The 19527-nt window shown below is 41.9% G+C and carries 13 protein-coding genes; 7 read left to right on the top strand and 6 right to left on the bottom strand.

The features are described from left to right. Positions 1 to 12: 12 nt before the first annotated feature. The 4 genes from BQ8014_RS07125 to BQ8014_RS07110 are packed head-to-tail and all read left to right on the top strand — an operon-like array spanning position 13 to position 6651. On the top strand, positions 13 to 1917 hold the full coding sequence (locus tag BQ8014_RS07125; protein WP_080903769.1) for a heparinase II/III domain-containing protein: 1905 nt from the start codon (positions 13 to 15) through the stop codon (positions 1915 to 1917). Positions 1918 to 1931: 14 nt separating this feature from the next. Next, complete coding sequence (locus BQ8014_RS07120) at positions 1932 to 3467, top strand: right-handed parallel beta-helix repeat-containing protein (RefSeq protein WP_080903768.1); 1536 nt, start codon at positions 1932 to 1934, stop codon at positions 3465 to 3467. 12 nt (positions 3468 to 3479) lie between these two features. After that, the gene (locus tag BQ8014_RS07115) at positions 3480 to 5426 is read left to right on the top strand and encodes a heparinase II/III domain-containing protein (RefSeq protein WP_080903767.1); all 1947 of its coding nucleotides are present in this window, start codon (positions 3480 to 3482) and stop codon (positions 5424 to 5426) included. Positions 5427 to 5436: 10 nt separating this feature from the next. Continuing rightward, complete coding sequence (locus tag BQ8014_RS07110; protein ID WP_080903766.1) at positions 5437 to 6651, top strand: glycoside hydrolase family 88 protein; 1215 nt, start codon at positions 5437 to 5439, stop codon at positions 6649 to 6651. Positions 6652 to 6828: 177 nt separating this feature from the next. Here BQ8014_RS07110 and BQ8014_RS07105 read toward each other — a convergent pair whose 3' ends face one another. From BQ8014_RS07105 to hisG, 6 genes are all read right to left on the bottom strand, one after another. After that, a complete protein-coding gene (locus BQ8014_RS07105) occupies positions 6829 to 7062 on the bottom strand; it encodes a YecH family metal-binding protein (RefSeq protein ID WP_080903765.1) in 234 nt (77 codons plus the stop codon). Between the two features lie 93 nt (positions 7063 to 7155). Beyond that, entirely contained in the window at positions 7156 to 7557 is a 402-nt protein-coding gene (locus tag BQ8014_RS07100) for a lipocalin-like domain-containing protein (protein ID WP_080903764.1), read from the bottom strand. After that, the gene (hisB, locus tag BQ8014_RS07095; RefSeq protein ID WP_080903763.1) at positions 7558 to 8685 is read right to left on the bottom strand and encodes a bifunctional histidinol-phosphatase/imidazoleglycerol-phosphate dehydratase HisB; all 1128 of its coding nucleotides are present in this window, start codon (positions 8683 to 8685) and stop codon (positions 7558 to 7560) included. Next, on the bottom strand, positions 8682 to 9722 hold the full coding sequence (gene hisC, locus BQ8014_RS07090) for a histidinol-phosphate transaminase (protein WP_080903762.1): 1041 nt from the start codon (positions 9720 to 9722) through the stop codon (positions 8682 to 8684). Before hisC ends, hisB begins: the two co-directional genes overlap by 4 nt. Next, positions 9719 to 10999, bottom strand: a complete 1281-nt coding sequence (hisD, locus tag BQ8014_RS07085) for a histidinol dehydrogenase (protein ID WP_080903761.1) — start codon at positions 10997 to 10999, stop codon at positions 9719 to 9721. Before hisD ends, hisC begins: the two co-directional genes overlap by 4 nt. Positions 11000 to 11009: 10 nt before the next feature. Continuing rightward, positions 11010 to 11861: an ATP phosphoribosyltransferase gene (gene hisG, locus BQ8014_RS07080; RefSeq protein WP_080903760.1), complete on the bottom strand. Its 852-nt coding sequence runs from the start codon at positions 11859 to 11861 to the stop codon at positions 11010 to 11012. A gap of 1393 nt (positions 11862 to 13254) precedes the next feature. Between hisG and BQ8014_RS07075 the strand changes: the two genes are divergently transcribed. The 3 genes from BQ8014_RS07075 to BQ8014_RS07065 all read left to right on the top strand — a co-directional run bounded on the left by BQ8014_RS07075 (position 13255) and on the right by BQ8014_RS07065 (position 19526). Further along, complete coding sequence (locus tag BQ8014_RS07075; RefSeq protein ID WP_080903759.1) at positions 13255 to 16353, top strand: SusC/RagA family TonB-linked outer membrane protein; 3099 nt, start codon at positions 13255 to 13257, stop codon at positions 16351 to 16353. 22 nt (positions 16354 to 16375) lie between these two features. Further along, positions 16376 to 17914 (top strand): RagB/SusD family nutrient uptake outer membrane protein, encoded by a 1539-nt coding sequence (locus BQ8014_RS07070; protein ID WP_234998001.1) that lies wholly within the window; start codon positions 16376 to 16378, stop codon positions 17912 to 17914. A gap of 109 nt (positions 17915 to 18023) precedes the next feature. Beyond that, a complete protein-coding gene (locus tag BQ8014_RS07065) occupies positions 18024 to 19526 on the top strand; it encodes an aryl-sulfate sulfotransferase (RefSeq protein ID WP_080903757.1) in 1503 nt (500 codons plus the stop codon). Position 19527 lies beyond the last annotated feature (1 nt).

Below are 19527 nucleotides of genomic sequence, written 5' to 3'. Positions count from 1 at the left end.
ACCGATAGACATATGAAGTATAAACTATTTTTATTGTTTTTATTTATTCCTTATCTTATGACAGCCTGCGGCAAATCAGATAAAGATCTGCCTGGAGGAGAGGAAGAAGAAACAACTTTGTCGCCGGATGACGACGGGGCACCTCCTCCTTCCGGCAGTTATGATTATTCCGCCATTGCAGCACATCCCCGGTTATTGATGAACCGGCAGGAAGAAGAACGCTTAAAGGTGAACCTGACAAAAAACAACGACCTGGCTGCCGTACATGAAGCTATCCTCAAGAATTGCAACGAGATGCTGAATGCGGCTCCGGTGACAAGAGTCATGGAGGGCAAACGCCTTCTATCCGTATCCAGAACGGCTCTGAAGCGTATCTTTTATCTTTCCTATGGCTATCGGATGACCGGAGAACCCAAATATCTGACCCGGGCGGAACGGGAAATCCTTGCCGTTTGTGATTTCTCAGACTGGAATCCTTCCCATTTTCTGGATGTAGGAGAAATGGCATTGGGAGTAGCAATCGGCTATGACTGGTTGTATGATAAATTAAAGCCCGAAACCCGGGACAAAATGAGAAAAGCGTTGAAATCAAAAGCGTTCGAACCGTCCTATGTCGGTTCATATAATTGGTTCTTAACCAACCGGGCAAACTGGAACCAAGTATGTAATGCCGGTTTAACTTATGCAGCATTAGCTATTTATGAAGGAGCAAAAAAAGAGTCTGTCGAAATAATCGAACGATGTTTGCAAACCATCAAACTTCCTTTGGAAGATTACGGTCCGGATGGAAACTATACGGAAGGTTATATGTATTGGAGTTACGGAACTGATTTTCAAGTAATGCTATTCTCCGGACTGGAAACGGCTCTCGGCTCCGATAAGGATCTGCATAAGACACCGGGATTCATGAAAACAGCGGAATATATGCTTTTCATGTCCGGGATAAACGGTTTATGCTATAATTATTCAGATTCCTATAACCAAGAAGGTCCCAGACCGTCGATGTTTTGGTTTGCCCAAAAGAGCAATAATTCTTCCCTGCTTTACAAGGAGATACAGCTAATAGCCAATGGAGGCGCTTATATTAAATCTTTTGGAGAAGACCGCCTCCTGCCAATGACTATGGTGTTTGCCAATCTAGCAACTTTTGAAAATATCTCTGCGCCCGAAAAGAAAATCTGGATCGGACAAGGTGTCACTCCCGTAGTCTTGATACGTACATCCTGGGGAATGGCGAAAGATAAATATATAGGAATGAAAGGTGGAAAAGCGGAATCTTCCCATGCCCACATGGACGCCGGTTCGTTTGTCTATGATTCCGATGGAATACGATGGGCGATGGATTTAGGCATGCAATCCTATGCTCCCCTGGAAGCAAAAGGCGTTGATTTATGGAATATGGGACAGAACTCCCAGCGATGGGATGTATTCCGGTTGAGCAACAAAGCGCACAATACATTAACCATCAATGGGAAAAGGCATCAGGTAAGCGGCATGGCTACAGTCACGGAAACATTCGATACGGATGAAAAAAGAGGCGCCACGATCGACCTGGCTCCTGTTTTTAGTGAGGATCTCTCCATGGCCCAACGAACAATCTTACTGGTCAATAATGATTTTTTGCAGATAGAAGACCGGGTTCAGGCAAAGAAAGAGAATACAAACCTCCGTTGGAGCATGGTTACTCCGGCCGATGTGGAAATAGAGGATTCAAAGACAATCAAATTATCAAAAAACGGAAAAATAATGTATCTGACAGTGGAAGCTCCGGTTTCTTTTACTTTAAAAACATGGAGCACCGAACCGGCTACCGACTTCGACGAACCTAATCCGGGAACCCTTATTGTCGGCTTCGAAGCGGAACTTCCGTCCAACGAACCTTGTCATTTCATAGTAAAATTATCCGATAAAAAATAAAGAAACGAGATTTTATGCCCAGAAGAATATATTGCTACCTCTTTTTTCTGCATCTTGCGTCTCTGTCATTTCTATATGCCCAGAGCGATGAGACAGCAAATGAGATTATTTCCGTCACCAAGCTCGGAATAAAAAATGATGGCACGGCTATCGGTACAGAGTTAAATGATTTAGTGAAGAACGCTCATGGAAAAACGCTCTATTTCCCTGCCGGAACTTATAACTTATCCGAGGCTATTGTATTACCGTATGATTACTCAAAGAATGTCAACCTGATTTTTGACAAAAATGCATTAATCAAAAGTGATCTCCACTTGGAGGCATTATTAAAAGTAGGTTATTACGAAATGTCAACGCCTGATAAAAGCTATAGGCGTTTTTCCTACATAGAAGGAGGTATGTTTGACTGTAGCAATGTGGATAATGGAATCATTGTGAACGGACTGAAACAATTAGTTTCATTAAGGTCCATCAGCTTATTCAAAGGTCATAAAACTCATATCAGAATTAATGTGACCGATGACTTTGCCGGTACGGGTAGTGCCGATACTAAAATTGATAATATAACAATACAAGGTATATCCTCTAACCAGGATGTATACGGAATATATATCGACCATTCTTGTGCAGACATCAAAATATCCAACACTTTTATATATGGAACAAAATACGGTATCGTTACAAAGTCCGGGGGACATATACTGAATAATATCCATATCTTATCCCAGGTCACAACCGGGGGAATAAACCTTGGTTCCAGCAATTTTCAACTCACTGAGGGAATCCGGATAGAAAACAGCGGCTTTTTTATCTTAAATGAGATCTATTTTGATACGATTGACAAGGCTATAGTTATTACATCCAGCGATACACCGACACTTGTCATAGACAAAAATATTTATTTCTCTTATTTAAAAGATTTCGGAAGCTCTTTTATATCCAGGGATAACGAAGCCACCACTTCTTTCCAGGCAAAAATATCGAATTCCATATTAAATATATCGAAGAAAGGATATAAAGTTTTTGACATCAATCCTCTTATTGTGGGATATGACTCCAGGGAATATTTCACATTCATAAACAACACAATAAAAAACCCTCATTTATTAAGTCCTTACGATGCTTCGCTATTACAAAAACTAAGGAAAAAATCCAGCGATGCATTGGTTTTTACAAACCAAACAGCCTTTGATCCGGAATGGCACGCCCTCGGAGCTTTAATAGCTTCCCCCTCCCATAGTCTTTTAAGAATTGACCTTTTTGATGATTATGCAGTAGAATTAAAACTGAAATTTAATGGAAATGCAATAACTTTGCTCGACAGTAAGATCATTGGTTCTGAAAAATCCCATTCCTTTCAAATAGGTTATAGTATCAAAGACAATCACTGTGTTTTATTTTATAAGCCTAAAGTCGAAAGTCAAGTTTATCCTGTGATTAGCGACTTATTAGGAAATGGATCTTTTATGACAACTCCCTCTCCCAATAAGCATTTTCGCCTGGCCGATTATGATCTTGCCGGGCATCCCGTTTTACTCATAGAAAAATAGAACAATTATCTTATGGCAAAAAAAAATTATCTTATTCTTATTTTTTGGGTATCATGTATAGCTTTATACGCCCAGCCTGGCTTTTTTTCTTCAAAACTTCCCCCCCAAATATTAGAAGAAGCAATCGTACCGGCAGGGAGCTTCCATCCTCTGCCCAAAGCGGGAGATAAACAATGGAAACAATTACCGGCAGGGATCAAGAATGCTTACATTTCAGAAGCGGAGAAGAATCTTGGAAAACCTTGGGAAGTAACGGCTCCTTCCGAATTCATGGAATACCGAAGGTCGGGAAACCGGATGAAACAGGAATTCAAACTTTTCGATCAACGTTCCCGATTGGAATTTGCCGTCATTGCAGAGCTAATCGAAGACAAGGGACGGTTCATAGATGAAATTATCAATGGGATATGGAAAATCTGTGAAGAATCCTGGTGGGGCGTTCCGGCGCATTCCAAGACGATTCTCCCCGATGTCAGCGAAACTCCGTTCATCGATCTTTTCGATTCCGAAACAGCTCAAATGCTGTCCTGGGTCTACTATTTAATGGAAGAGCGATTGGATAAGGAGTCTCCGATCATTAGCAAGCGGTTGGCCGGAGAGATTAAAAAAAGGATACTCGATCCGGCGTTGGATAATAATTATTGGTGGAAGACCGGAAAAAATAACTGGACGACCTGGATTTCGTCCAATTGGCTGGCTTCCGTTTTATTAGTCGAGAAGGACCGGGAAAGACAAATCGAAGCGATCCGGCAGATTCTTTCATCACTCGATATTTTCTATGGAAGCTATGCGGCGGACGGAGGATGCGATGAAGGTCCTTCCTATTGGAACCGGGCAGCAGCCTCTCTCTTTGAGTCATTGGATTTGCTGAGAATGGCTTCCGGCGGAAAAATCGATTATTCTTCAGATGCCAAAATAAAAGCCATGGGGGCTTATTATTGGAAAATGCATATCGCTGATTATTATTTTGTGAATTTTGCGGATGCACGCCCGATTATCGTACCCAATGCCAGTGCCGTTTACCGGTATGGCAAATATATCAAAGATGATAATTTAGTCCGGTTAGCCCGCTTTATTGCCGAGAAACAGCATTATAACGAAACGGTTCTGCCAAATGAGAACTTCATAAAATACAACGACCGCCCATTCTTATATGGCTTTGGGCGTCAGTTATTGCTGCTCAATCAAATGGAAGACCTGCTAAATGGTGAGAATGACCCTCCGTTGGTTAAAAGCGCATGGCTGAGCAACCTCCAGGTCTTCACGGCAAGGCAAAAGGCACATTCCACCGAAGGCTTCTATTTTGCAGCCAAAGGCGGGCACAATGCAGAAAGCCATAATCATAACGATGTAGGCACCTTTACCCTTTATGCGGACGAAGAGCCGTTGCTGATTGACCTGGGAGTCGAACAGTATACGAAAGAGACTTTCGGGAAGAACCGCTACCAATTGTGGACCATGCGGTCCGACTTTCATAACCTTCCCACAATCAATGGCATCCAACAAAAAGACGGAAAAGAGTTTGCCGCCCGGGAAGTAAAAGCCGAATCCGGCAAATCCCATTCGGCTTTCATCCTCGACATCGCCGGCGCCTATCCGGAAGAGGCAGCCGTCCAATCATGGAAACGGTCGATTCGTCTGGACGACAAAAAGGGATTTACGGTAACCGAAGATTTCCGGTTGAAAGAAGTGAAAGACACGACTTTCCTTTCCCTCATGGTATATGGAACGGTCGAACTGGATCAACAGGGGAACCTGTTCCTCCAATCTTTCAATGGGAAGAGATACCGGGTGGTTTACGATAAGAAGGTATTGACTGCAGTCAAGGAATTTTATCCGGTGACTGATGATTGGCTCAAGGAAAGTTGGGTACATGGGGCCAACCGAATTAAATTAATATTCAAATTTCCGGAATTAAAGGGGAAAACAAGTTATTCTATTTTGAAAATCAATCATTAAAATCGATTATATGAAAACAAAGCATCTCATTTTTCTCCCGTTGCTTTCCATTTTATTGCTTGTGTCATGCCGAAAAACGGAAAAGCAGGATTTGCTGGGAATCATCGACAAAAGTCTTGAACGAGCCACCGTTTTATCTCTGGATATGGCTAAATCGCTGGAGAATGATACACTTCTCCTGCCCCGCTCCTTTGAAAATGGAAAACTGGTCACCTCCGATTCTCGTTGGTGGTGCAGCGGATTCTTTCCCGGGGTATTATGGTATTTGTATGAAAACCAACCGACGGAGGAACTTAAAAAGTATGCTGTCGACTATACAGATAGAGTGGAACGGGAAAAATTCACGACCGACAATCATGACGTAGGATTTATGGTTTATTGCAGTTTCGGCAACGGATTTCGCCTGCTCGAAACGGAAAGTTACAAAGAAGTTATTTTACAGGCATCGAAATCGCTCTCAACTCGCTATAAAGATCCCATCGGCCTCATCCGTTCCTGGGACTGGAACAAGGAAACCTGGCAATATCCGGTGATCATTGACAATATGATGAACCTGGAAATGCTGATGTGGGCCGCCAAAAATTCGGGAGACAAGCGGTTTGAAGAAATCGCCCGGAATCATGCCGACAAGACGATGAAAGAACATTTCCGCCCGGACTATAGTTGTTTCCATCTGGTGGATTACGACACCATCACGGGAAACGCAAGGCTTAAACAAACTGTACAGGGCTATTCCGACTCCTCTTCCTGGGCGCGCGGACAAGCCTGGGCGATCTATGGATATACAATGATGTATCGTGAGACCGGTGATAAGAAATACCTGGATCATGCGGAGCATATCGCGCGCTTTATCCTGAATCATCCCCGGTTGCCGGAGGATAAAATACCCTATTGGGATTTTGACGCTCCCAACATCCCGGACGAATTAAGGGACGCATCGGCCGGGGCGGTCATGGCCTCCGCCTTTATCGAACTGAGCACCCTGACATCTGATAAGAAATTGTCCGAACAATGCCTCCGGACAGCCGAAACGCAAATAAGAACGCTTTCCTCGCCCGAATACCTGGCTGAGCCGGGTACCAACGGCAACTTCATACTGAAGCATAGTGTCGGTTCCCTTCCGGGCAAACAAGAGGTCGATGTCCCTCTTACTTATGCCGATTACTACTATGTAGAAGCCATGGTAAGATATAAGAAATTGGGATCAATCCTAAAAGCCGGTTGATAAATTTTCGAGAAGTCACCCTAATATATGCGAAATTTAGAGTGAACAAAATTGAGTGCACTGGATGGATCAATTGAGTATACTCATTTTCTATATTGAGTATACTCAAAAGAACATTCGAGTATACTCATTTTTATTCAGCATAAAAAAGTCACAAGACGGGAAAAAGGACAGCTCTCAGTGATTGCAAATCTTGGATGAATCAACCGTAAATCCACTCTCTGCCGGAATGAATTTCTTTCGCTCTTTCAGGAAAACCACAAGCTCATCGATGGTTAAATGGTCTGCCGAACAGGTGTAAAACAATCGCTCTTCGCCAAAACGTTCCTTGATCGCCTCTTTTAAAGAATTTTCCGTATAACTGTGCCCTTCCATCATGTGGAGGACTTCATGCCCATGTATCTGTTCCATAGAAATAATCTCTTTTAAATTGATGTGGCAAAGATAAAGCCTTGCCGGTTCTCCTTTCTGTGATAAATGTTACACCTGCTTTTTTCTTCTCGTCTAAAATCTCCGGAAAGTATAGATTTTCCCCGAAGCATCCGTCAGGATCAGTTCGGATCCTTTGAGCTTGGTAATAGAAAAGGAACGTTCGGCTCTGTCCCAATCGGTCAAAGGGAGAAACTGATCATTCGGAAGCGGATTATCCCCCAGTTCAAGCAGTAATTCGCCGCCGGTAACCGTATTGAAACCGTACTGTTGCCGATAGGAGCCGGTAGAAGGATTATAGAGCTGATAGGAGAAAAGCGTATTCTGAAAATTGTACCAGACCGTATCCACGGACACGACCGTCCCTTCCGTTTCCACTTGCCGGAGTTGCCATTTGCCCTCCAGTTTGTTTTCCGTATCTTTGCTGCATGAAATAGCCAACAGCAAAAGAAGTATGAACAGTCCCTGTTTTTTCATTTAAATCACTCCTTTCGTACTTGGTAATTCGTATTTGTAAATGTCGCGGCGGATCGCCATCTTGATGGAACGCGCCAATGCTTTGAATATCCCCTCGATCTTATGATGCTCGTTTTCGCCCTCCGCTTTAATATTCAAATTCATACGGGCGGCATCGCTCAGGCTCTTAAAGAAATGAAGAAACATCTCGGTCGGCATGTCGCCAATCTTTTCACGCTTGAAAGAAGCGTCCCAGACCAACCACGGACGGCCGCCGAAATCGAGCGCCACACTGCACAGGCAATCGTCCATCGGCAAAGTGAAGCCGTATCGTTCGATCCCCCGTTTCGATCCCAATGCTTCCCGGAGGGCATCTCCCAAGGCAATCGCCGTATCTTCAATCGTATGATGTTCATCGACTTCAAGATCACCATCCACCCGGATGGTGAGATCCATGCCGGAATGTTTCCCGATCTGGTCGAGCATATGGTCGAAAAAGCCCAAGCCGGTATGAATATCCGTCTTGCCGTTTCCGTCGAGATTCAGTTCTACCAGGATATCCGTCTCCCGCGTCGTCCGCTGTACTTTAGCGCGGCGTTCGCCGGCATAAAGGAAATCTGTCACCCGATCCCAATCATCCGTAACCAGTATCGGCGCCAGTTTCACCGGGTAGGCTGCCAATTCCTCGTCGGCTCCTTCCGGGTTACGCAGCCAGATCGCTTTGGCACCGAGGTTCTTCGCCAGCTCGACATCCGTAAGCCGGTCGCCAATGACATAGCTGTTGGCTAGGTCATAGCTACCGGAGAGGTACTTGCCGAACATGCCTGTCCGGGGTTTCCGGTTCGGCGAATTTTCCGCCGGGAAAGAAGGGTCGATCAACGTATCGTCGAAAATAACCCCTTCCCCTTCGAAGGTCTGCATGATTTTCCGATGGGCCGGCCAGAAGCTATCTTCCGGGAAAGAAGCTGTTCCCAATCCGTCCTGGTTCGTAACCATGACAAACTCGAAATCGAGATTCTCACGGATAAAATAAAGATTGCGGAAAACCTTCGGATAAAACGCCAGCTTTTCCAAACTATCCAATTGATAATCGACCGGCGGTTCCTGTACGATTGTCCCATCGCGGTCAATGAATAAAGCTCTTTTCATGGCTGATATTGTTTTAATGCATCCAGCAAAGCGTCATTTTCTTCCTTGGTACCGACGGTGATTCGAAGGCAACCGTTGCAAAGCGTTACCGTATTGCGATTGCGCACAATCACTCCCTTTTCAACCAGATGGGTATAGATCCCGTTCGCATCGCCGACATAAACCAGGATAAAGTTCGCGTCCGTCGCATAGATCCGGCTCATGAACGGAAGGCAGTCCGGCAATTCCTTTTGCAAGCGGGTACGTTCCTTCAGGATACAGATCAGTTGTTCTTTCATCCGGTCTTCCCGCCTCAACAAATCATAGGCGAACTCCTGCGTCAATTGGTTGACATTATACGGATATTTGATCTTATTGAACAAATGGATAATTTCAGGCGAAGCAAAAGCCATTCCCAAACGGATGCCGGCGGCCCCCCATGCTTTCGAAAGCGTTTGCAGCACAATTAAATTCGGATACTCTTTCAAACTGCCCAGGAAGGAACTTCCGGATGAAAAATCGATATAGGCTTCATCCAAAACGACAAGTCCTTCAAATCCCTCCAAAACCCGAATAATTGTTTTCCGGCTCAGGCTATTTCCCGTCGGATTATTGGGCGAGCAAAGGAAGACGACTTTCGTCGTCGCATCGACCGCTTCCAGCAAACGGTCGGCATCCAGTTCGAATGTTTCGCTCAACGGCACCTTCCGGTAGGCTATATTATTAATGTCGGCAGCCACCTTGTACATTCCATAGGTCGGATCGATAGCGACCACCGAATCGATTCCCGGCTCGCAGAAGGCGCGGTATACCAAGTCAATCGCCTCGTCGCTCCCATTTCCAAGAAAGATCTGCTCCGGAGCGATTTTCTTTATTTCGCTGATCCGTTTCTTCAGTTTCCATTGCATCGGATCCGGATACCGGTTGTATGGAGCATTATAGGGATTCTCGTTGGCATCCAGAAAGACGGAGGCGCTGCCATGAAACTCATCTCTCGCCGAAGAATAAGGTTTCAAATCCCAGATCACCGGCCGTACCCATTGTTCTAAATCTTTCATTCTTCTTCCAATCTAATACTGACCGCCCTTTTATGAGCTCCCAACTGTTCATGTTCCGCCATCACCATAATCGTTTTGCCTAACTGGCGAAGGCCGTCCGGCGTAATTTCCTGGAAAGTGATTTTCTTGACAAAGCTGTCAAGATTGACTCCGCTGTACGCTTTGGCAAAGCCATGCGTCGGCAACGTATGATTGGTTCCGGAGGCATAATCACCGGCGCTTTCGGGCGTATAAGGCCCGAGAAAGACACTGCCCGCATTGACTACCCGCTCGGCCAGCTCGTTATAGTCGGCCGTTTGTATGATCAGATGCTCCGGAGCGTAACTGTTCACGAATTCGATAATCTCATCCATATTGGCGAGAACAATAATACGACTGTTCTCCAGCGATTTTTGTGCGATCTCCCGGCGTGAAAGCGCGAGCAATTGCTTTTCTATCGTCCCGGTGACTTTCTCGGCCAACGCTTCAGACGTGGTCAGCAGTATAGACTGGCTATCGACTCCATGTTCCGCCTGCGAAAGGAAGTCGGCCGCAATAAAGTCGGGATTCGCCGTTTCATCGGCAATGACAGCCACTTCCGAAGGGCCGGCCGGCATATCGATAGCAACATCTTTCAAACTGGCAAGGAGTTTGGCCCCCGTTACATAAAAATTTCCCGGCCCAAAGATCTTATAAACTTTCGGCACGGTTTCGGTTCCATGTGCCATCGCTGCAATCGCCTGGCTGCCTCCAATCTTAAAGATCTTACTTACTCCCGCAAGCCGCGCAGCATATAAAATAGGTGCCGGCACTTTTCCCTTCGGATTAGGAGGAGTACAGAGAATAATCTCCCCGCAACCGGCAATCCGGGCAGGCACCGCCAGCATCAGTACGGTAGAAAATAAAGGCGCCGTCCCTCCGGGCACATACAAGCCGACCTTCTCTATCGCTACGGCTTTCTGCCAGCAGACGACACCGGGAGTCGTTTCGATTTTCTTCCCGACAAAAAGTTGCGCTTCATGGAATTTCTCTATATTGTCTTTCGCCGTATGAATCGCTTCCTTCAGTTCATTGGATAGCAAAGACCCGGCCTCTTCAATCTCTTCCTCCGATACCTGAAAACTATCCAATTCAACTTTATCAAACAGCCTTTCATAACGTTTCACAGCTGCATCCCCTTCCGTCTGTACTTCTCTTAACACTTTCCGAACCGTATCCGCCATCGCTGTTATATCATTGATAGAACGCTTCAATAAATACGGCCATTCACTCTTCAAAGGATATTTTATTATCGTCATAAACCTTATTTTATAAAATCATTTTCTCTATCGGAATTGCCAGAATACCTTCGGCGCCTATCGATTTCAGCTTTCCTATGATTTCCCAGAAATGCTTCTCATCAATCACGGATTGGATGGAAACCCATCCTTTCGTCGCCAAGGGCGTTACGGTCGGACTTTTCATTCCCGGCAATAATTCCGTAATCTCATCCAACTTATTTTCCGGCGCATTCAAAAGTACATATTTCTTTCCAACTGCCGTCTCAATTGCAGCAAAACGGAACAAAAGTTCATCCAATATGGCCTTTTTCTCATCCGAAAGCCCCTGGTTGGCGATTAACAACGCCTCGCTCTTCATCACAATGGCCACCTCTTTTAATTGGTTGCTTACCAAAGTGCTGCCGGAACTGACAATGTCGAAAATAGCATCTGCCAGCCCAATCCCCGGTGCGATTTCCACCGAACCGGAAATCACATGTAAGGAGGCGTTCACCTGATTGACCTTCAAATAATTCTTCAGGATATTCGGATAGGAAGTAGCGATTGTTTTTCCCTCAAACCAGGACAAGCCCTCATACGACGAGTCTTTCGGTATGGCCAGGGAAAGACGGCACTTGCTGAAACCCAACCGTTTGATCAATTTTGCTTCCTGCCCTTTCTCTATATATTCATTCTCACCGACAATCCCCACGTCCGCTACGCCATTGGCTACCGACTGCGGTATATCGTCATCCCTCAGGAAAAGGACTTCTACCGGAAAATCCGCCGCCGCCAACAATAATACCCGCTTACTTTTATTCAAAATAATGCCCGCCTCTTCCAGAAGCGCCATGGTCTCATCATAGAGACGTCCTTTTGATTGTACTGCAATTCGTAACATTTGTCAAATTATTATGATTCATTGTATATTCACAAAAAAAGGCTCACCGCAGAACGGCAAGCCTTATTATTTCTATGAGTACATTTCTTACGCACCACCCAAGCCCACCGAACTATTGTCCGTTGTAATGATGATGGCGATGATGTATGAAACGTAAACTCATTCTTCTTTTCTTTTACGGAGACAAAATTACAATAAATTAAACAACGAACAAGAATTTCCGCTTAATTTATCCACTCTGCTGATAACATTTCTGCAATTTTCGGAGAAAAGGATTTGCCGTTCCAAATTTTATTTAACTTCATGACTGCCATAGCTGTTACAAATCATTCAATCTTGTCATCGACTGAAATTATATAAAAATTAAGCGGTAATTGCTGAAATAAAACGACAAAAGAAAAAATTCCAAGCCGGAACTATTAGCCGCAAAAACAGCCTGCCATACCCACATCGATTAAATAAAAGGACATAATGCAGAGCAAACTCTTACTCACCTCCCATTCAGTGGACTGATTTTTTCAAAAAAGACATGAAGCATTGGTCATTAAATATTTATCAAATATCTTCCATCACAGGGCCATAAACATCCATATGACAAATAAAATATGATATATAAATCATTTTAACGCAAAAATGTTTCTCAAATAGACAATAAGTTGTATATTTGCATAAAATTATACACATAAATCATTAATTAATATGTAGTAAATCATTTTAAGAAAAACAATTAAACGTCATGGTTATTTTCTCCATTGGATGAAAAAATTCAGATGTTAATCTGAATTTGTACGTTCTTTGAATATTTGTATTCTCATTTAACCAATTTAAAGTAAATATTTATGTCGACAAATTTTTGATACAAGAATAAAGCAGGCTATCATCATTTTTTACTTTTCACATTTTTGCCCACATTTGAGAATTTTACAGAAGATATATATTATATCCTGCCTTTTTTGATTTGAAAAGATAAATTGTCAAATTCTCTTTGATAATTGTCAAAATCATCAAATAACACTTAAATACCAGGCAGATATAAACATATAGGAATAGGTATTAGGCATATATACATTATTTATTTGAAAGGGATAACAAAGAAGCGTAAAGGCTATAGAAGGCTCCCGTATGATAATTTTTATAGTTATGAAAATGGCTTGGTTTCTGATGTATCGTAAATAGATTATCACTATACTTTGAAGGTTTTGTATAAATGAAATACAGATAGACATTTTTTCGTGCAGACAATAAATCCATATTATTCTCAGATCAATATGATTGGTCTTGAGAGGTAATATCTATGCGTTTATTTTGTTGAAAAAGCGTTTTTTAATAGAAATAGAATCAGGAGAATCTTTACTTCTGATTCACATTAATAATTCAACAAGAGTTTGTTTGTATGAGAAAACATTTGTTTATTATTGGAGGGATGCTTGGGTGTATCACATTTGGTGTCTTTGCGGAAAATGGGCCACGCCTTTCATTGGGAACCGTTTCTTCTTCTATTATCAATGAAGGGGTACAACAGCAAGGCCATGCCGTAAGCGGTATAGTAAAAGATAAGCTTGGAGAACCAATGCCCGGTGTGAATGTATCAATTAAAGGGACTACAAGAGCAACTATCACAGATGTTGATGGTAAGTACACGATTGGTAATGTACCAAATAACGCAACTCTCGTGTTCACGTTTATCGGAATGCAAAAGCAAGAAATCCAGGTTAGGGAAGAAACTGTTATTAACGCTTTGTTAGTTGATGACGCAATTGCCCTGAATGAAGTTGTTGCTATTGGTTATGGTTACCAAAAGAAAAGAGACTTGACAGGTGCTGTAGCTACTGTGTCGTCGGATAATATGGTGATGGGTGGTACCGTAAGTAATGCGGCCCAAGCTTTACAAGGGAAAACTGCCGGTGTTGATGTCCGCCAGTCATCGAAAGCACCGGGTGGAACAATTTCGGTAAGAATCAGAGGGAATAACTCGATTAGTAGTTCAAATGAGCCGTTATATGTAATCGATGGATTTCCAACGTCTGAGGGATTAAACCTGAATCCTAATGATATTGAGTCTATGCAAATCCTTAAAGATGCTTCAGCGACCGCAATCTATGGAGCCCGCGGTGCCAATGGGGTGATTTTGATTACAACTAAACGAGGAAAAGCGGGTGAGAATAAAATATCGTACAATGGATATCTGGGCGCTCAACAAATCCAGAACCCATTCCACATGCTTAACGGAAAAGATTATATGAATCTTGCTAATGCATTATATAAAGAGATTGCAGGGCAGGAGAATGAAGAAAACGGAGCTTATACGGAATCTCAATTGGCCAGTAATGTCAATACGGACTGGATCAAAGAAACGACACGTGTAGGTTTGGTACAGGACCATAATATAACATTCCGTGGAGGTTCGGAAAAAACAAAAGTATTAACCAGCCTGGGGCTCTTTAATCAGGATGGCATCTTGAAAAATACATCATTCAAACGTATTTCAGGACGTGTGAACGTTGATCAGACGATTAATGACTATATTAAAGCAGGAGCAACAGTTTATGCGCATCGGGAAACACAGAATTATCAAGAATATTCAGGGAATATTGTTAATTCAAATGTTTTGCTTTCCATTATGACATACGATCCAACAGTTCCGGCATACAATAATGATGGTTCATACGGTCGTCCCCCGGGAGGTAGAGGCGATAACCCTATAGCTAACCTGTTAGAGCGTAAGAATGATAAAACCCAGGATAAATTTAACGGGACAACATTTGTAGAGATTGAGCCGATTACAGGACTACGCGCCAAAGCCACCATAGGTGTGGAATTGTTACGTACATTCAGAGGAAGCTATCTTCCGAGATCTACATATCAAGGCGGTATAGATAATGGCGTAGCATCTACATATGATTTTAATTCAACGCGCCAGCTTTTGGAAGGAATTATCACCTATACTAAAACATTTAATAAAGTTCACGATATTAATATAATGGGTGGTTACACATATGAAAAATATAATGGAGAATACCGGGATATGAAAGCCAAGGGATTTTCAACGGATCTCTTCGGATATAACAATATGGGAGCAGCCAGTACGATTACAAGTAAAGCTTCGAATAAAACGGAGAATATATTGATCTCATTTTTCAGCCGTTTTAATTATACATTCAATGATAAATATTTAGCAACTGTTACTATTCGTCGGGATGGTTCTTCCCGTTTTGGGATAAATAATCATTGGGGAACATTCCCTTCAACTTCACTTGCCTGGCGATTGGGTGAAGAAGATTTCATTAAAAATCTGGATGCCTTTAGCAATTTAAAATTACGATTTGGTTACGGAGTCACAGGTAATGAGCGAATCGGTGATTATGCCGCATATGCCTTGATGTCAAATACGCATATTACATTAGACGGAAATAATAATAATGCCGGGACACATCTTAATGCATCTAATGCAGAGAATCAAGGATTGAAATGGGAAAGTACAGCTCAGTATAATATTGGCCTTGATATGGGTTTCTTTAATAATCGGCTTTTAGCGACTATTGATGGATATTATAAAAAGACAAGTGATTTGCTGTTAAATGTCAGTTTGCCGCTCTATACCGGATTCACATCCGGACAACGGAATATAGGTTCATTGAGAAATATGGGCGTGGAATTTGAGTTTTCGTCCCAAAACCTAATCGGTGAATTTAAATGGGATACAAAACTGAACTTTGCAATGAATCGGAATAAAATATTAGACATAGGCGGTAAGGATATATTTTTAACATCTTCCAAGCCGATGGGGACTGTTTCTGAAGAATCCTATGCGATCATTAGAGAGGGAGAGTCTTTAGGTTCTTTATTCGGATATAAATATGCAGGTGTTTTGCAAGCGAATGAAACATATGCCCTCCAACCCAATGCCCAAGCAGGAGATCCTAAATTTGTTGATGTAAATGGAGATGGCAAAATCGATTCAGATGACCGGACTATTATAGGAAATGCAAATCCGGACTTTACTTTTGGACTTACAAATAATTTCTTTTATAAGGGATTTGATCTAAGCATCTTCTTTCAAGGAGCTGTAGGCTATGATCTATTGAATATGACCCGAATGAATCTTGAATGGAATCGTACAGAAGAGGCTTTGAACAGATGGACTCCAACAAATACAAATACGGATATTCCTCGTAACGGATTCTATTATTCCCAATATGGTGGTTATATAAATGATCATTTTATTGAAAATGCATCCTATGTACGCCTAAAGAATTTAACATTAGGATATACTATACCATTTAAGAAAATCATCAGTAATATGCGTGTCTTTGCTCAAGCTGAGAATTTATTCACGATAACAGGTTACTCCGGATGGGATCCCGAAGTTGATACGAAAGCTTATGAAACTGGCGGTAATGGCGGCCAAACAGCGAACGGTGGAGTCGGATTAGATTTTAATTCCTATCCTGCAATGAGAACTTATACTTTAGGATTAAATGTTACATTCTAATAACCTATTAAAAAGAAAGAATATGAAAAAATATTTGATGGGGCTTTGCTGTATGGGATTTATCGGACTTATATCCTGTACCGATTTAGAGCCGACTTTATATAGTAACTTAACGACTGCTAATGCTTACTCAACTGAAGCTGATATCGACGCGGCCCTAATTGGAGTCTACGCTGACCTAAATCCATATCCTGGGGATGCATGGATGTATTATGGAGGTTATCTTGTCATGACTACTGATTATGCCACTGATATGGGCTTCTCTACGGCTGCCGGTGATCCGAGTAAGTTGAGTACAATGACTTATGATGCAAACAATCGATATTTTAGATATAATTATCAGTTTGCTTATTTAGTTATTACTAACGCAAATATTTTGTTAGCAAATATTGACAACATTTCCATGGATGCGACAAAAAAATCGCAAATTATCGGACAGGCAAAGTTTTTACGTGCTTTAGCCTATCGTGATTTGACCGATATGTTTGGACCGATACCTTTTTATACTCAAATTGTAGATCCGGCAAAAGCTGAAAATGCACCATTAACCCCTGTGTCTGAAATCGTATCTTTCCTTGTAGAGGATTTGAAAGAGTGCATCAATGTATTGCCTGAAAAATGGGATACGGATAAATCCAGAGCAACTAAAGGCGCGGCAGCGACCCTTCTTGGTAAATTATATCTGCGCGAACATGATTATGCCAATGCTAAAACCTATATCGACATGGTATTATCTCTTCGTGACAAAGGAGTCTATCGATTGAATCCTGATTTCAAAAACGTATGGTCCGAGTCTAATAAATTCGACAGTGAGATGATCTTTTGTATTCTGCATGAGTCATCCCAAAACGGGGGAGAGATAGCGAATCACTTCGGACCGACAGACCATCCGGAAGTATCTAACCGCTGGCAATATTATGCCGTATCATTGCCTTTTTGGAGGACTTACGATAAAGAAGATCCACGTCGGGATTTCTTCTATTATAACTATACAGGAAAAGACCCAAGAGACGAAACCACCACTAATGGTTTCTTCTATTATCTTCCAAATGAAGGACAAACGACGCCTCCTAATGACACGACAAAGTTAATGCGGAATGTTGCTACTATGAAATATTCATATGAGATGGTTTCTGATTCATATTATGATGGCCGTACCATCTCTATTTTCCGTTTATCAGATGTCATTCTGTGTAAAGCGGAGATTGAAAATAATTTAAATGGACCGGCAGCAGCATTACCTTATCTGAATGAAATCAGAAAACGAGCTGGCGCCCCTGTTTATGGCGAAAATGCCCGTTTCCCCATTCCGACAACTAAAGAAACGATGAATGATGCTATTCTTAGCGAAAGAGGCTGGGAATTGGTCTTTGAATTCCAACGGAAAGCAGACTTGATTCGTTTTGGAAAATATGAAGAAGTCGTTAACGCGTATTTGAAGAAAATTGGTATTGCAAATCCGACCAATGTGACGACTAAATTACGATACTTCCCTTATCCTTTAGTTGATGCACTATTGAATCAAGAGATGGCGGCATCGAATCCCGAACGTTTACCATAAAATGGTATAATTAATTTTTAGATATCGGAAAGAACAACTGTCAAAAGCATCCTGAACGAAGGATGAACTGACAGTTGTCTTTCATTTCTATAATCATTTGACTTCAAGCATGAATAAACGTAATAAAAACATTGTTCTTTCTATCACAATTTTATTGCTCATTATTGGATTAATTAGTGGGGCTTATAAACTAAAACAACCAACGATTAAAGATATTACCTTTTCCGATCAACATTCAGCAATGCACTATGCTGTAGATATTGTACTGAATAAACCGGCAAAAGTAAATGTTGAATATACTGAAGTAAAAACTGGAGAGACATTCCGAACCCCAATTACAAGCAAAGATACAATTCATCATATTGATTTGTTGTTATTGAAGGCTGACTCTGAATATACCTATAAGGTTATTGTTCATGACTTTTTTCATTTTTCAACCAAGAAATATACATTCAAGACGCGCAAGCAATCGCCCTGGTTGGTTAATCATTGGTTAACAGAAGAGCGGCCACATGAGGCTACAGCTTTAGGAGATGGTATGGTGATGGTAACATATGGCCGGGTGCCTGGTTATATTTTGATAATGGATGCCGAGGGAGAAGTGAGATGGTATTGGCAGGTAGAAGATATTGGCGTTCGATCTGCTTGTATTACCCCACGAGGTACAATTCTTGCAATGCTTAGGCCTCCTATTCAAGATATTAGAGACGACCTACCACAATCTGAAGAAGAAGTTCATGCGGATGAAGAAAAAAAGCCGATGCGTCGCGGCTCTATTGGTTTCGCTGGTGGAACAGCAATTGCTGAAATTAGCTTGTCCGGCAAATTATTGTGGCGATTTGACCTTGACAAAATTCATTCGGAAAAGGATTTTCAGAGTATTCATCATGATGTTTTAATGAATGAGAAACATCAGATTTTAGCATTGTATCGTCCCAAGAAAATTATCGAAAAAAGAATGTTTAACAAACTAGAAACAGACACACTTGGCGGAGATGGCATTTTAGTTCTGGATACGCTGGGAAATATTCTTGATAAATGGTCAATTTGGGATCATTGGGATACAGATAATGATCCCTATATAGAAAGGTATAAATATGACCGTTTTCATATAAACGGATTATGCTTGGACGAGAAAGGAAATTATTATTTATCAGCACCTATAGAAGACCAAGTTTGGAAAATAAACCGCCAAACAGGTGATATTGAATGGAAGTTTGGAAGAAATGGGGATTTTGCGATGGACACGACTACCTATTTTTCATTTCAACATTCTCCTCATTTTAATTCAAAGGGCGAGTTAATGCTTTTTGATAACGGTTTATATGATAAAAGATCAGGCGCTAAATCCTTTCTTTTGGATGAAAAAAATAAAACGGCTGACATCCGATTGAATGCTCCATTACCTTCAGAATTATATACGTCGCGAATGGGAAGTGCCTATTTATTACCGAATGGAAACATATTACAAACAAGTTCAAAAAGAGGGGCTGTTGTTATTACCGGCCAAGATGGGAAAATACTATGGCAGATTAACTTATCTTTTGCACCATACCGTGCCACCTATGTACCTTCCGAAACGTGGAAAGCGTATTTTGAAAAAGTAAAATAAT

The organism is Parabacteroides sp. Marseille-P3160 (assembly GCF_900162725.1).
Taxonomy (GTDB): Bacteria; Bacteroidota; Bacteroidia; order Bacteroidales; family Tannerellaceae; genus Marseille-P3160.
Note: the sequence above shows the minus strand (reverse complement) of the source record. Positions and strands in the feature narration are given on the sequence as shown.